Source organism: Kitasatospora sp. cg17-2 (assembly GCF_054031055.1).
The window spans coordinates 5087952-5103211 of sequence record NZ_CM132923.1; the positions used below are offsets into that span (position 1 = coordinate 5087952).

Consider the following 15260-nt stretch of genomic DNA (forward strand, 5'->3'; position numbering starts at 1 on the left):
GCTGCCGGTCTCGCGCGCCCGCGGCAACGGCCAGGGCAAGGGGGAGGGCGGCGGCTTCCAGAAGGGCGGCAAGGGCGGCTCCGGCGGTTCGGGCGGTTTCCAGCGGGACGGCAAGCGGCGCCAGGGCGGCGAGGACGAGCGCTCCGGGGAGGGCGGCCTGGAGGGCTTCGAGCGGGTCCCCCCGCAGGACCTCGCGGCCGAGCAGTCCGTCCTCGGCGGCATGCTGCTGTCCAAGGACGCCATCGCCGACGTGGTCGAGGTGCTCAAGCCCGCCGACTACTACCGCCCCGCGCACGAACTGGTGCACGGCGCGATCCTCGACCTGTACGCGCGCGGCGAGCCGGCCGACCCGATCACCGTCGCCGGTGAGCTGACCAAGCGCGGCGAGCTCCAGCGGGTCGGCGGCCCCGGCTACCTGCACACCCTGGTCAACTCCGTCCCGACCGCCGCCAACGCCGAGTACTACGCGCAGATCGTGCACGAGCGCGCGGTGCTGCGCCGGCTGGTCGAGGCGGGCACCCGGATCGCGGGCATGGGCTACGCCGCCGAGGGCGACGTCGACGAGATCGTCAACGCGGCCCAGGCGGAGATCTACGCCGTCACCGAGCAGCGCACCAACGAGGACTACGCGCCGCTCGCCGACATCATGGAGGGCGCCCTCGACGAGATCGAGTCGATCGGCTCCCGCAACGGCCAGATGTCCGGTGTCCCGACCGGCTTCGCCGACTTCGACGCGCTCACCAACGGGCTGCACCCCGGCCAGATGATCGTCATCGCGGCCCGTCCCGCGATGGGAAAGTCCACCCTGGCACTGGACTTCGCCCGGGCCTGCTCGATCCAGCACAAGCTGCCGAGCGTGATCTTCTCGCTCGAAATGGGCCGCAACGAGATCGCCATGCGTCTGCTCTCCGCCGAGGCGCGGGTGGCGCTGCACCACATGCGCTCCGGCTCGATGACGGACGACGACTGGACCAGGGTCGCCCGCCGGATGCCGGACGTCAGCGAGGCGCCGCTGTTCATCGACGACTCGCCGAACCTGTCGATGATGGAGATCCGCGCCAAGTGCCGCCGGCTCAAGCAGCGCAACGACATCAAACTGGTCGTCATCGACTACCTCCAGCTGATGCAGTCCGGCGGCTCCCGCCGGGCCGAGAACCGTCAGCAGGAGGTCTCCGACATGTCGCGAAACCTGAAGCTGCTGGCCAAGGAGCTGGAGGTGCCGGTGATCGCGCTGTCCCAGCTGAACCGTGGTCCCGAACAGCGCACCGACAAGCGGCCGATGGTCTCCGACCTGCGTGAGTCCGGCTCGATCGAGCAGGACGCGGACATGGTCATCCTGCTGCACCGCGAGGACGCCTACGAGAAGGAGTCCCCCCGCGCGGGCGAGGCCGACCTCATCGTCGCCAAGCACCGCAACGGCCCGACCGCGACCATCACCGTGGCCTTCCAGGGCCACTACTCGCGCTTCGTCGACATGACCCGCGACTAGGGGTTGTCGGACCCCGGCCCGCCCCGGCCCGCCCCGGGGCGGTACGGACGGCTCAGAGCGTGACGGTGGCCCGGAAGACGGTGGCGTCGGTGCCGGTCAGCCGGACCGGGGCGCCGGTGGCCGGGAGGAAGGCGGATTCGCCGCGGGCCAGCTCCAGCGTGCCGCCGTCGGCCGAGGCCAGCCGGGCCGCGCCCGCCGTGCAGAGCAGGATCTGCGGCGCGTCGCCGAGCAGCGTCCGCTCCGCGCCGTCGAGGACGAAGCGGGAGAGCCGGAACTCGTCGATCGGCACGGGGTAGAGCTCCTCGCCCGGCGTCCCGTCCACCGCGACCGGCAGCAGCGGCTCCGGCGCGGTGGCGGCGAACACGACCACCTTGAGCAGCTCCGGCACGTCGATGTGCTTGGGGGTGAGGCCGGCCCGCAGCACGTTGTCCGAGTTGGCCTGGAGCTCGACACAGACGCCGTGCAGATACGCGTGCGGGACGCCGGCGCCCAGGTAGAGCGCCTCGCCGGCGCGCAGCAGGACGTGGTTGAGCAGCAGTCCGGCGATCAGCCCGCGGTCGCCGGGGAAGTCCCGGGCGATCCGGACGTACGGCGCGTACGGCCCGTCCGGGTCCTCGGCGGCCGCCTTGCCGATCGCCTCGGCGGTGTCCCGGACCACGGCCGCGGCGGCCGGGCCCTCCAGGCCGAGCGCGGCGGCCAGGGCGCCGCTGAGCGCCTCGGACTCGTCCTCGGCCCGGAGCGGGGCGATCACCGGCTCCAGCGCGGGGACGCCGAGACCGGCCAGCAGAGCGGCCGCGTCGGCGGGCCGGCGGAAGCCGCACAGCCCGTCGAAGTCGCCCAGGGCGCAGATGAGTTCGGGCTTGTGGTTGGCGTCCCGGTAGTTCCGGTGCGGGGCGTCCAGCGGGATCCCCAGGGCGTTCTCGGCGGCGAAACCGGCCCGGGCCTGGTCGAGCGAGGGGTGGGCCTGGATGGAGATCGGGATGCCCGGGGTGAGGACCTTGAGCAGGAACGGCAGGGTGGGCCCGAACCGGGCCACCGAGGCGGCCCCCAACTCGCCCTCGGGGTCCGCGGCGATCAGCTCGTCCAGCCGGCGCGGCCCCTCGCCCCGGTCGGCCCGGGAGGGGTCGCCGGGGTGGGCGCCCATCCAGAGCTCGGCCTGCGGTTCGCCGGTCGGCTCCTGCCCGAGCAGCTCGGGGAGCGCGGTGACGGATCCCCAGGCGTACGGGCGGACGGTGTTGACGAGCTTGTCCATGGGCGCGGTCCTGCTCCTTTGCTGCGGTGGGCTGGCGGGCCTCGCCGCCGGGCGGCGCCCCGCGGGCGGTGCCGACGGTGGGCATCCGGGCAAAGGCCGGGCATCGACCCTAGCCGACCGGTGCCTCCGCAGGGGAAACGCCGGAGGCCGGTGGGGAGTGCCTCGGGCGGCGGGTCGGTGGGAGAACGCGGTAGTAGGATGCCAGGACCCAGTGTTTTCCACAGTGTCCCCCAGTCGGCGGGTGCCGGCCGGGACTGTGTGTCCTGATGAGTGCGGGCAACGGTGACTGGCACTTCCCGCCACCGGCCGAGAGGTTAGTACGTGACCGTCAACCAGCAGAGTTTTGCTGATCTCGGCCGGGTGCTGGTGATCATCCCCACCTACAACGAGGTGGAGAACGTCGAGCGCATCGTCGGCCGGGTCCGCGCCGCCGTCCCCGAGGTGCACATCCTCGTCGCCGACGACAACAGCCCGGACGGCACCGGTGAGCTCGCCGACAAGCTGGCGGCCGAGGACTCCCACGTGCGCGTCCTGCACCGCAAGGGCAAGGAGGGCCTGGGCGCCGCCTACCTGGCGGGCTTCCGCTGGGGCATCGACGAGGGCTACGACGTGCTCGTCGAGATGGACGCCGACGGGTCCCACCGGCCCGAGGAGCTGGACCGGCTGCTGACCGCGCTGCGCGGCGCCGACCTGGTGCTCGGCTCGCGCTGGGTGCCCGGCGGCCGGGTGGTGAACTGGCCGAAGTCCCGGCTGCTGCTCTCGCGGGCCGGCTCGACCTACTCGCGGCTGATGCTCGGCGTGCCGATCCGGGACGTCACCGGCGGCTACCGGGCGTTCCGCAAGGAGACCCTGCTGGGCCTGGGCATGGACGAGGTCGCCTCGGCCGGCTACTGCTTCCAGGTCGACCTGGCCTGGCGCACCGTGAAGGCCGGCTTCAAGGTGGCCGAGGTGCCGATCACCTTCGTCGAGCGGGAGCTGGGCGCGTCCAAGATGAGCCGGAACATCGTGGTCGAGGCGCTCTGGCGGGTGACCTCCTGGGGCGTCGCCGACCGCTTCGCCCGGCTGACCGGCAAGAAGCGCTGACGCCGCCGGGCCACCCGGACACGTGAGCGGGAAGGCGTGCCCCTTCGGGCGCGCCTTCCGCGTTTTCGGCGTGCCCTGCTCCCATGCTGTAGGGCGCGAGGCCCGGTCGTGCCGGGGGCCGCCGTACTCGCCGCCACCACACACCACACACCACCACCGCCACACACCGCCACCACCGCCGAGCCGGACCGAGACCGGGGCAGCCGAACCAGAGGGAGCAACCAGTGACGCCGTCCCCGTCCGAGCAGAACACCGCCGAGGCGCCGGTCCGGCCGCTGGAGGTGGCCGTCTTCACCGGCCCCGAGTCGGCCTTCTTCGCCACCTCCACGCTGATCCTCGGCGAGCGCACGGCGATCCTGGTCGACGCCCAGCTCACCCGCAGCGCCGGTCGCGAGCTGGCCGAGTGGGTCGCGGGCAAGGGCCGCCGGCTGCTCGCCATCGTGGTCACCCACCACCACCCCGACCACTACTTCGGCGCCGAGGAGGTGCTGCGGCTCTTCCCGGACGCCCGGCTGCTGGCCGCGCCGCCGGTCGTGGACGGCATCCTGCGCACCGCCGCCGCGAAGGTCGCCCAGTGGAAGCCGGTGTTCGGGGACGACATCCCGGACCACCCGCTGGTCCCGGCCCCGCTGCTCCCCCAGCCGCTGATGATCGACCGGCAGGCGATCCCGGTGCTGCTGCTCGGACAGGGCGACTGCGACGGCTCCACCGTGGTGCACGTGCCCAGCATCCGGACCGTGATCGCCGGCGACTTCGTCTACAACGGCACCCACGTCTGGACCGCCGACACCACGCCGGAACGCCGCACCGAGTGGATCCGCAACCTCGGCCGGATCGCCGAGCTCGGCGTGGAGCGGGTGATCGCCGGACACCGCGCGCCCGAGCAGGGGGACGACGCGGCCCGGGTGCTCGCCTTCACCGGGGAGTACCTGCAGGACTTCGACCGGCTGCTGGCCGAGCACCCGGACGACGCGGAGGCACTGGCCGCGGCCGTGAACGAGCGGTACGGGGAGCTGACCCTGCCGGCCGTGCTGGAGCTGAGCGCGGCCGCCAACACCGCCGCCGCCCCGGCCGCGGCCGAGGAGGCCGGCGACGTCGCCGAGGAGGCCGCCGACGCGGCCGAGAAGGACACTGACGTCGCCGAGGAGGACGCCGTCGTCGCCGAGGAGGACGCGGAGGAGGCGGCGGACGCCGAGGAGGCGGCGGGCGCGGGCGACGGGGAAGCGCCCGGCCGTACCGCCGGCTGAGCCGACGGCGGATACTGGCGGCATGACGCCGTACGACGTGATCGTCCCGGCCGGGGGAGCCGCCCGTCGGCTCGGCGGCGAGGACAAGCCGGCCCTGACCGTCGGCGGCACCACCCTGCTGGACCGGGTGCTCGCCGCCTGCGCGGACGCCGGGACCACCGTGGTGGTCGGCCCGGCCCGGCCCACCAGGCGCCCCGGGGTCCGGCTGACCCGCGAGCGGCCGCCCGGCGGCGGACCGGTGGCGGCCGTCGCGGCCGGTCTCACCGAGGTCACCGCCGAACTGGTGCTGCTGCTCGCCGCCGACCTGCCGTTCCTCGACGAGCGGACCGTCCACCGACTGGTCACCGCCCTCGACGAGGCCGGGCCGGACACCGAGGCGGCCGTCCTGGTCGACGCCGCCGGCCGCGACCAGCCGCTCGCCGCCGCCTACCGCACCGCCGCCCTGCGCACCGCGCTGGCCGCCGCCGGGGACCCCGCCGGCCTCCCGCTGCGCCGCCTCACCGGCTCCCTGCGCACCCTGCGGCTGGCCGACACCGACGACGTCACCTACGACTGCGACACCTGGGAGGACCTCGCCCGGGCCCGGGAACGCGACGGCCGGTAGCAGTCCCGACCCCGTTCCTCACCCCGCCCGGCACCCGGGTGTGCGGGAAACGACGCGCGGCGCTCACCGGGCAAACATCCCGGGGAAACCGCCGATCAGGCAGCATGTCCGCATGGAGCGCACGCTGGATGACTGGATCGCCGAGGCCTGTACCGAGCTGGGCATCGACCTGGACGTCGACGTCAAGGGTCTGCTCGACCTGGCCCGGGTGGTCGCCCACGGGGTGGACCGGCCCGCCGCCCCGCTGACCACCTTTCTGATCGGGTACGCCGCCGCGCAGGGCGGCGGTGGGCCGGAGGCGGTCGCCGAGGCGTCCCGGCGGGCCGCCGCGCTCGCCGAGCGCTGGGCCGCCGCGGCCACGGACCAGGGACAGCCGTGAGCGCGGTGGAGGACCTCGTCGTGCTCGACCAGCCGCCGGCCCCGACCGGCCCGACAGGCTGGGCGGCGGCCCGGGAGACCGCCCGCCGGGCCGGCCGGCCCGGGTCCGCGCCCCCGCGCGTCCCGCTGGCCGAGGCGCTCGGCCGCACCCTCGCCGAGCCGCTGACCGCGCTCACCGACCTGCCCGCCTTCGACACCTCGGCGATGGACGGCTGGGCGGTGGCCGGCCCCGGCCCCTGGCGGGTGTCCGGCCGGCTGCTGGCCGGGCGGCCCGCGGATGGCCCGCTGGCCGACGGTGCCGCCGTCGAGATCGCCACCGGTGCCCAGCTCCCCCCGGGCGCCACCGCCGTGCTCCGCCGCGAGCACGGGGAACCGGACGGACCGCTGCTGCGCGAGCGCGCCCCCGGCGCGCTGACCACCGGCCAGGACGTCCGGCCGCGCGGCCAGGAGTGCCGTCGCGGCGAGGAACTGCTCCCGGCCGGGACCAGGATCGGTCCGGCCGTGCTCGGCCTGGCCGCGGCCGGCGGCCACGACCGGCTGGCGGTGCACCGCCGCCCGGTGGTGGAGCTGCTGGTGCTCGGCGACGAACTGCTCGGCTCCGGACTGCCCCGGCCCGGCCTGGTCCGGGACGCGCTCGGTCCGCTGCTGCCGCCGTGGCTGCGGGCGGCCGGCGCGGAGACCGGCGAACCGCGCGCCGTCCGCGACGACTTCGGACTGCTCAGGGACGCGCTGCGGCACTCCACCGCCGATGTGGTGGTCACCACCGGCGGGACGGCGGCCGGTCCGGTGGACTTCCTGCACCGGGCGCTCGCCGAGGTGGGCGCCCGGCTGCTGGTGGACGGGGTCGCCGTCCGCCCCGGCCATCCGATGCTGCTGGCCGAACTGCCCGGCGGGCGGCACCTGGTGGGCCTTCCGGGCAATCCGCTGGCCGCGGTCGCGGGGGCGGTCACACTCGCCCTGCCGCTGCTGCACGCGCTGGCCGGGCGCGGTCCCGGCGAGCCGGTCCGGGCCGTCGCGGTCGCCGCCCTGCCCGGGCATCCGGTGGACACCCGGCTGCTGCCGGTCCGGCGGACCGCCCACGGGGTGGTCCAACTCCCCTACGACGGACCGGCGATGCTGCGCGGGGTCGCGCTGGCGGAGGCGCTCGCCGTGGTGCCGCCGGGCGGCGCGGCGGCCGGCACCGCGGTCGAACTGCTGGAGGCACCGTGAGCGCCGGCGGGGGACGGGGGTTCGGCCGCTTCTCCGGCCGCGCCTCGGCCGAGGCGGAGTCCTGGGCGGACGCCGGGATCGTGCTGCCCGCCCGGCGCAGCGCCCCGGCGCTCCGGCAGGTGGGTTTCCGGCTGCTGCTGGCCCTGGCCGTGCTGGTGGCCACCACGCTGATCGTCTGGCTGGACCACGAGGGCTACAACGACAACGCCGGGGGCGGGGTGAGCCTGCTGGACTCGGCCTACTACGCCACGGTGACGCTCTCCACCACGGGCTACGGTGATATCACGCCGTACAGCGACACCGCCCGGCTCACCAACATCTTCGTGATCACCCCGCTGCGGGTGCTGTTCCTGATCATCCTGGTCGGCACCACCCTGGAGGTGCTCACCGAACGCACCCGCCAGCAGTGGCGGTTGAACCGCTGGAGGTCCACCGTGCGCGAGCACACCGTCGTGATCGGCTACGGAACCAAGGGCCGCAGCGCGATCGACACCCTGCTCCTGCAGGGGGTGCGCAAGGAGGAGATCGTGGTGGTCGACCCGCAGCGCAAGGCGGTCGACCAGGCCGCCCAGCACGGTCTGGTGGCCGTGCTCGGCGATGCCACCAGGACCGACACCCTGCTGCGGGCCGGACTCCCCACCGCCGCCCGGGTGGTGGTGGCACCGGAGCGGGACGACACCGCCGCCCTGATCACCCTGACCGCCCGCCAGCTCACCCGCACGGCGACCGTGGTGGCGGCGGTGCGCGAGGACGAGAACGCCCCGCTGCTGCGGCAGAGCGGCGCCGACGTGGTGGTGACCAGCTCCAGCGCGGCGGGCCGGCTGCTCGGGATGTCGATGCTCAGCCCGCACACCGGCGCGGTGATGGAGGACCTGCTCACCTACGGCGACGGCCTGGACGTGGTCGAACGCCCGGTGACCCGGGCCGAGGCCGGGCACAGCCCGCGCGAGTGCGAGGACCTGGTCGTCGCGGTGGTCCGCGGCCGACGGGTGATCAACTACACCGAGCCGGAGGCGCAGACGCTCCAGCTCACGGACCGGGTGATCGTCATCAAGTCGGCCTCCCCGGCGTAGGGTTGCCCGTCCGGCGGGCCCGGTCGCGGTCCCGTCCGGCGGGTTGGACGGCGCTCCGGCCGTCGGGGCGCAGTAGCGTCGGGCCCATGCATGCGATGACGATTCCTGAACCCGGCGGGCCCGAGGCGCTGCGCTGGGCGGAGGTGCCGGACCCGGTGCCCGGGGAGGGCGAGGTCCTGGTCGAGGTGGCGGCCACCGCCGTCAACCGCGCCGACCTGCTCCAGCGGCAGGGTTTCTACGATCCGCCGCCGGGCAGTTCGCGCTATCCGGGCCTGGAGTGCGCGGGCCGGATCGCCGCGCTGGGGCCCGGGGTGGCCGGCTGGGCGGTCGGCGACGAGGTGTGCGCGCTGCTGGTCGGCGGCGGCTACGCGGAGCGGGTCGCGGTGCCGGTCGGCCAACTGCTGCCGCTTCCGAAGGGGCTGACGCCGGAGCAGGCCGCCGCGCTGCCGGAGGTGGTCTGCACGGTGTGGTCCAACGTCTTCCTCACCGCGCGGCTGCGGCCCGGCGAGATGGTGCTGGTGCACGGCGGCGCGAGCGGCATCGGGACGATGGCGATCCAGCTGGCCAAGGCCGTCGGCGCCCGGGTCGCGGTGACGGCGGGCGGCCCCGAGAAGCTGGCCCGCTGCGCCGAACTGGGCGCCGATGTGCTGATCGACTACCGCGAGCAGGACTTCGTCGAGGTGCTCGGGGAGGCCACCGGCGGCGCCGGGGCGGACGTGATCCTGGACATCATGGGCGCCAAGTACCTGTCGCGGAACGTGGACGCGCTGGCGGTCAACGGCCGGCTGGTGATCATCGGGCTGCAGGGCGGGGTGAAGGGCGAGCTGAACCTCAACACGCTGCTGCGCAAGCGCGCCGCGGTGATCGCGACCAATCTGCGCGGCCGGCCGCTGGCCGAGAAGGCGGCGATCGTGGCGGCGGTGCGCGAGCACGTCTGGCCGCTGGTGGAGTCGGGCGTGGTCCGGCCGGTGGTCGACCGGGTGCTGCCGCTGGCGGAGGCGGCCGAGGCGCACCGGGTGCTGGAGGGCGGGGCGCAGGTCGGCAAGGTGGTCCTGAAGGTCTGAGACCGCGGGTCCGGCGGGTCCGGGGGCCTGTCGGGCGCCCGGGCCCGCCGTACGACATGCCCGGAATGTCGGACTGTGTGAGTCTGGACGGGAGCTGTCCCGCCGCCGACCCCGCCCAGCGCGGTCGGCCGTCGCGGAAGGACCTCGACCGTGCCCGCACCCTCGTCCGCGTTCCTCGGGCCGCTGCCCGCGGCACTGGCGCCGCACCCTTCCCCTTCTCCCCGTCGCAACGGTTCTCCCGGTCGCAACGGTCGGCGGCTGCTGGCGGTGGCGGTGCTCGGGCTCGCCGTGCCGCTGGTGCTCGGGCCGGCCGCGATCGCGCTGCCGAGCACGCCGACCGGTGCGGTCGGTGCCGCTCCCGTCCCCGTCGCCGCCCCCGAACCGTCGGAGCGGCCGGGGGCCCCGGCGCCGTCCGGGTCGGCGGGGCCTTCGGACGGGCTCTCCCCGGTGGCCTCCCCGGAGCCCCGGCCGGAGCCGGAGCCGGACCCGCGGCCACAGCCGCAGCCGCAGTCGGAGCCCGATCCGGAGCCCGAGCCGGAGCCGCAGCAGGAGTCGCAGCAGCCGTCCGCCGGTCCTGAGCCGGAGCCGACGGCCGTCGCGGAGACCTCCGCCGAGCCGGCCGCGTCCGAGCCCTCCCCCGCCGAGCCGTCCTCCCCGGGGCCGGCCGCTTCGGCGTCGCCGTCCTCGGTCGTTCCCGCCGCCACGGCGGTGGCGTGGCAGACGGTCGGCCGGGTCCGCCCGGGTCCCTCCTGGGCCGACCGGGAGCAGCGCCACGGGCGCCACCGCCCGGCCTCGGCGCCCGAGCGCGCCGGGTCGGCCCCCGAGGGGGCGCCGGACCTGGGCCGGGCGCGGGCGGCCGAGCAGGCGCCGGAGCAGCAGGTCGCCGCGGCGGACGCCGCCCCGGGCCCGGCGGCCGGGGGTGCCGACGGCGCGGTGGAGCAGGCCGTGCCGGACGACGGCTCCGGCGGCGAGACCCTGGCACTCGGCCGGCCCGGGCCGCAGGCGGTGCTGGTGGGCCCGGCCCTGCTGCCCACCCGCTGGGACGACGCGGCCACCCGCCAGCTCCCGCTGGGAGCCGGTCTGGGCCTGATCGGCTGCGGTCTCGGCCTGATCGGCCTGCGGCTGCGTCGGCACTGACCGTCCCGGCGGGCGGGGCCGGGCAGGGGCGTCCCGGTGCCCCGGGCCGCAGCGTCGGTCCCGGTCCGGCCGCGTCGGCACTGACCGCGTCCCGGCGGTCGAACGCGCGCCGGACCGGCCGGACCGGTGCTCGGACAGGGGCGTCCCGGTGTCCCGGACCGGGGGCGGACTGAGTATCCGTACGGATACCGCCGCCCCGCCCCCGGGCGTAGCGTCGTTCCCGGTCGCGTTCGCGGTCGCGGGCGCGCGGCCGGTCGTGGCACCGGCGGCGGGACGGGGCGGGGCGGGTGGGTCGGGGGCCTCCTCCCCGGCAACCCCAGTGAGGGAGAATGTGGTTCATGACGAATCCGATGAACGAGTACTCGTCGCAGGACTTCCACCAGGCCATGGGCGGGCAGTCGCAGGACGGCCAGAAGGTGCTGATCGTCGGACCGGACGGGCTGCCGGTGGGTTCGGCGACGGCCGGCCCGATGGGGGACGGCGGCGACGGTCCGCGTGAACTGCCGGTGACCGAGATGGTCGAACAGCCCGCCAAGGTCATGCGGATCGGCAGCATGATCAAGCAGCTGCTGGAGGAGGTCCGGGCGGCTCCCCTCGACGAGGCCAGCCGGGCGCGGCTGAAGGACATCCACGCCAGCTCGATCAAGGAGCTGGAGCTGGGCCTGGCCCCCGAGCTGGTGGCCGAGCTGGAGCGGCTGTCGCTCCCGTTCACCGAGGACTCGATCCCGACCGAGGCCGAGCTGCGGATCGCCCAGGCGCAGCTGGTGGGCTGGCTGGAGGGCCTGTTCCACGGCATCCAGACCGCGCTGTTCGCGCAGCAGATGGCGGCCCGGGCGCAGCTGGAGCAGATGCGGCGGGCGCTGCCGCCCGGCCTGAACGGTGGGGAGCCGGAGGGGGACGAGCCCGGCGAGGGCCGGGGCATCCGCTCCGGTCCGTACCTGTAGCCGCCCCGCTCGCAGGCGTCCGCGCACCCGTGGACGTCGGCCGTACCCGTACCGCCGAAGCCCCGACGGGGCGGCACGGCACGGGGCACGGTCGGCCGTCCCGGCGGCGCGGGCACTACCGACCGGTACCGGGTCGCGACCTGGACACAGTGTCGGCCCTGGGCCGTTCGGTGTCCGCGCGAGCCGATACCCTGACCCCCTGTCGCAGTCCGGGCGAGCGTCGCGGCAGGGGTCGGGCAGGCCAGCGGGCCGGGCCCGGAGAACACGCACGGACGAGACCGAATGTCACGGTCGCGGCGGTACGGCCGCGCCGAGGGGGAGCAGAGGACCATGAGCGAGCACGGCAACGCGGCGGCCGAGGGCTACTCCCTGGGCAACGGGCGGTACGTGCTGCAGCGGGTGCTGGGCGAGGGCGGCATGGCCTCGGTCCACCTCGCTTACGACAGCGTGCTGGACCGGCAGGTCGCGCTGAAGAGCATGCACGCCGAGCTGGGCCGGGACGACTCGTTCAAGGAGCGGTTCCGCCGCGAGGCCCAGGCGGTGGCCCGGCTGGAGCACCCGAACATCGTCACCGTCTACGACAGCGGCGAGGACATCGCCCAGGACGGCTCCAGCACGCCGTACATCGTGATGCAGCTGATCGACGGCAAGGGCCTGCGGGACGCCATCAACGAGGCGGTCGGCCAGCACGGCGCGATGCCGGTCGAGGAGGCGCTGCGGGTCACCATCGGTGTGCTGAACGCGCTGGAGGCCTCGCACGACATGGGCCTGGTGCACCGCGACATCAAGCCCGGCAACGTCATGTTCGACCGCAAGGGCAACGTCAAGGTCATGGACTTCGGCATCGCCCGCGCGCTGGAGAGCGGGGTCACCTCGATGACCCAGACCGGCATGGTGGTCGGCACCCCGCAGTACCTCTCGCCCGAGCAGGCGCTGGGCAAGCCGGTGGACGCCCGCTCCGACCTCTACTCGGTCGGCGTGATGCTGTTCGAGATGATCACCGGTCAGCTGGTCTTCGACGGCGACTCGGCCTTCTCGATCGCGTACAAGCACGTCCAGGAGGAGCCGCCGGCGCCGTCCACGCTCAACCCGCGGCTGGCCCCGGCGGTCGACGGGTTCGTCGCGACGGCGCTGCGCAAGGACCCGGCGCACCGCTTCCCGAGCGCGGCGGCGATGCGGGACGAGGCCGAGCGGCTGATCGCGGCCGGCAAGGGCGGCGGCAGCCCGCTGGCGGCCAGCAACCCGCTGGTGATCACCGACGGTCCGCGGTCGGTGCACGCCGCGCCGCAGGCGCCGCAGACCCCGCAGCCGTTCGCGCAGCCGCAGCCCTTCCAGCCGCAGCCCTTCCAGCAGCACGCGCAGCCGCAGGCCTTCCAGACGCCGCCGCCGGCGTTCCAGGCGCCGCACACGCCGCACCCCTTCCCGCAGCCGCAGCCGTTCCAGACGCCGCCGCCGGCGTTCCAGGCGCCGCACACCCCGCACCCGTTCCCGCAGCAGGCGCACACCCCGCCGCCGCACCCGATGCCGGCGCCGCCGTTCCAGCCGCAGCCGGTGCCCGCGTCGAACAGCGGTGGCTGCTCGACCGCCCTGGTGATCATCGGCATCATCGTCGGGGTGATCGTGCTGGCGGTCATCATCATCGCGATCGTGGTCAACCGGGCCGAGGACACCTCGAAGAGCGGGTCGACCAGGGGCGTCTCGGGCGCGGCGGCCACGGTGCTGCGACTGGACGGCCAGGCCGACCGGAATGGCCTGCTCTGACGGATTCCACCCGGAACACGCGTGCTCCGGGGGTCGGCCGGAGGCGGTAGCGTTCGGGGACACGAGCGACAGGGCACCGCGATCCGAGCGAAGGCCCGGGGCGAGGAGCGATGGCACAGACGCAGCATCCGGACGACGACGGGGCCTGGGCGACCGGTCCGGGCGGCGGGGCCCCCAGGATGCCCGAGCCCGGTGGCGACGCGGCCACGACCGCGCTCCCGCCGTACGGCGGCCCGCAGACGCCCGGCCGGGGCACCGCCGCGCCGCTGGGCACGGTCGGTGACGGCCGCTACCGACTGACCCACCGGCTCGGCCGGGGCGGCATGGCCGAGGTGCTCGCCGCCCAGGACGTCCGGCTCGGGCGGACCGTCGCGGTGAAGCTGCTCCGCGGTGAACTGGCCCAGGACGAGATCGCCCGGCTCCGCTTCACCAGGGAGGCGCACGCCGTCGCGGCGCTCAACCACCACGCGATCGTCGCGGTGTACGACACCGGCGAGGAGTACGTCGGCGAGGAGTCGACGCCGTACATCGTGATGGAGCTGGTCGAGGGCCGGACCGTCCGCGAGCTGCTGGTGGACGAGGAGGAGCCGCCGGTCGACCAGGCGCTGATCATCATCGCCGGGGTGCTGGAGGCGCTCGCCTACAGCCACCGGCACGGCATCGTGCACCGTGACATCAAGCCGGCCAACGTGATCATCACGACCACCGGCGCGGTCAAGGTGATGGACTTCGGCATCGCCCGGGCGCTCACCGGCACGGCCTCGACCATGACCCAGACCGGCATGGTCATGGGCACCCCGCAGTACCTCTCGCCGGAGCAGGCGCTGGGCAAGCCGGTCGACCACCGCTCCGACCTGTACGCGGCCGGCTGCATGCTCTACGAACTGCTGGCGCTGCGGCCGCCGTTCACCGGCGACACCCCGCTGTCGGTGGTCTACCAGCACGTGCAGGACATGCCGGTGCCGCCCTCGCAGGCCAATCCGCGGGTCCCGGCCGGCCTGGACCACCTGGTGCTGCGCTCGCTCGCGAAGAACCCGGACGACCGCTTCCAGGACGCGGACGAGTTCCGCGCGCACATCGAGCACGCGCTGCGCGAGCTCACCGGCGGCACCGGCGGCTGGCCGCTCGGCGCGACGGCCGGGCTGGCCGCGGCCGGCCAGGGCCACGGCGGGATGCCCCCGCTGGGCGCGGACGAGACGGCGGTGCTCGGGGCGGGTGTCCCGGGCGACCCGACGGCGATGCTGCCGTACCAGGTGCCGGGCGGCCCGCACACGCCGTCCTCCGGCTACCCGTCCTACGGCGGCGGAGGCGACGGTCCGGACGACGGGCAGGGCGGCGGACACGGGCGCGGCGGCGGCCGGCGCGGTCCGTGGCGCTGGGTGGCCGCCGTCGTGGCGGTGGTCGTCGCGGCCAGTGCGGGCATCGCCATGGCACTGAGCGGCAACGACAACGGCGGAGGCGGCGGCGGGAAGCCGAGCGACCTCGGCCCGAGCACCGGGGTGGTGTCGACGGCGCCGGAGGCGACCACGCCCAGTTCCGGTTCGACCACGACCACGGCCCCGAGCGGCCAGAACTCGCGTCGTCCGCAGCAGCCGCAGACGACCGACACCACCAACAACGGCGGCAACCAGACCCAGCCGCCGAGCCAGCCGACCGGAAAGCACTCCAGCAGCCCGGCGGCGCCGACACCGAGCACGACCGGCAGCAAGGCGCCGAGCCCGAGCATGTCGGCGTCCGGGACGGCCAGTGCTCCGCCGACCAACACCCCGACCACGGGGACGGGCGGCGGCGCGACGACGCCCCCGGCCACGGCCCCGCCGGCGACCAACCCGCCGCCGACCGGCGGCGGCAGCCAGACGCCGCCGGCCGGGGGCGGTGCCGGGGTGCCGCCGCGCGGCACCGTTCCGAAGCCGCCGACCGGAGCGCCGGTCACCCCGGCCGCTCCCTGACGGATCCGGCCCGCCCCCGGCCGTGATCGGCCGAGGGGGTCCGGCCGGCCGTTCCCCGTGCGGGTCCGGT

At 75.3% G+C, this 15260-nt stretch carries 11 protein-coding genes and 2 pseudogenes; 12 read left to right on the forward strand and 1 reads right to left on the reverse strand.

Annotated elements, in window-relative coordinates; translation table 11 throughout:
- The first annotated feature begins 1 nt into the window (after position 1).
- Positions 2-1489: a replicative DNA helicase gene (gene dnaB, locus ACW14Y_RS21550; RefSeq protein WP_266315679.1), complete on the forward strand. Its 1488-nt coding sequence runs from the start codon at positions 2-4 to the stop codon at positions 1487-1489.
- 52 nt (positions 1490-1541) lie between these two features.
- Here dnaB and manA read toward each other — a convergent pair whose 3' ends face one another.
- Positions 1542-2741 (reverse strand): mannose-6-phosphate isomerase, class I, encoded by a 1200-nt coding sequence (gene manA, locus ACW14Y_RS21555; protein ID WP_402723135.1) that lies wholly within the window; start codon positions 2739-2741, stop codon positions 1542-1544.
- Positions 2742-3062: 321 nt separating this feature from the next.
- Between manA and ACW14Y_RS21560 the strand changes: the two genes are divergently transcribed.
- From ACW14Y_RS21560 to ACW14Y_RS21610, 11 genes and pseudogenes are all read left to right on the forward strand, one after another.
- Positions 3063-3824 carry a polyprenol monophosphomannose synthase gene (locus tag ACW14Y_RS21560; RefSeq protein ID WP_266270643.1) on the forward strand — a complete coding sequence of 254 codons (762 nt, stop codon included), beginning with the start codon at positions 3063-3065 and terminating at the stop codon, positions 3822-3824.
- Between the two features lie 224 nt (positions 3825-4048).
- Entirely contained in the window at positions 4049-5071 is a 1023-nt protein-coding gene (locus tag ACW14Y_RS21565; RefSeq protein ID WP_456982990.1) for an MBL fold metallo-hydrolase, read from the forward strand.
- A 22-nt stretch (positions 5072-5093) separates the two neighbouring features.
- A pseudogene (gene mobA, locus ACW14Y_RS21570) lies at positions 5094-5663 on the forward strand (molybdenum cofactor guanylyltransferase); the annotation flags it as partial.
- Positions 5664-5769: 106 nt separating this feature from the next.
- Positions 5770-6054: pseudogene (locus tag ACW14Y_RS21575) on the forward strand (DUF6457 domain-containing protein); the annotation flags it as partial.
- Between the two features lie 5 nt (positions 6055-6059).
- Positions 6060-7262: a molybdopterin molybdotransferase MoeA gene (locus ACW14Y_RS21580; RefSeq protein ID WP_380386591.1), complete on the forward strand. Its 1203-nt coding sequence runs from the start codon at positions 6060-6062 to the stop codon at positions 7260-7262.
- Between the two features lie 77 nt (positions 7263-7339).
- Complete coding sequence (locus tag ACW14Y_RS21585) at positions 7340-8335, forward strand: potassium channel family protein (RefSeq protein ID WP_266315681.1); 996 nt, start codon at positions 7340-7342, stop codon at positions 8333-8335.
- A gap of 86 nt (positions 8336-8421) precedes the next feature.
- Positions 8422-9399, forward strand: a complete 978-nt coding sequence (locus ACW14Y_RS21590; RefSeq protein ID WP_456982992.1) for an NAD(P)H-quinone oxidoreductase — start codon at positions 8422-8424, stop codon at positions 9397-9399.
- Between the two features lie 150 nt (positions 9400-9549).
- A complete protein-coding gene (locus ACW14Y_RS21595) occupies positions 9550-10536 on the forward strand; it encodes a hypothetical protein (RefSeq protein ID WP_456982994.1) in 987 nt (328 codons plus the stop codon).
- A 386-nt stretch (positions 10537-10922) separates the two neighbouring features.
- Entirely contained in the window at positions 10923-11480 is a 558-nt protein-coding gene (locus tag ACW14Y_RS21600; protein WP_380308136.1) for a bacterial proteasome activator family protein, read from the forward strand.
- 330 nt (positions 11481-11810) lie between these two features.
- Entirely contained in the window at positions 11811-13241 is a 1431-nt protein-coding gene (locus ACW14Y_RS21605) for a protein kinase domain-containing protein (protein WP_380308129.1), read from the forward strand.
- 110 nt (positions 13242-13351) lie between these two features.
- Positions 13352-15190, forward strand: a complete 1839-nt coding sequence (locus ACW14Y_RS21610) for a protein kinase domain-containing protein (protein WP_456982996.1) — start codon at positions 13352-13354, stop codon at positions 15188-15190.
- Positions 15191-15260: the final 70 nt, after the last annotated feature.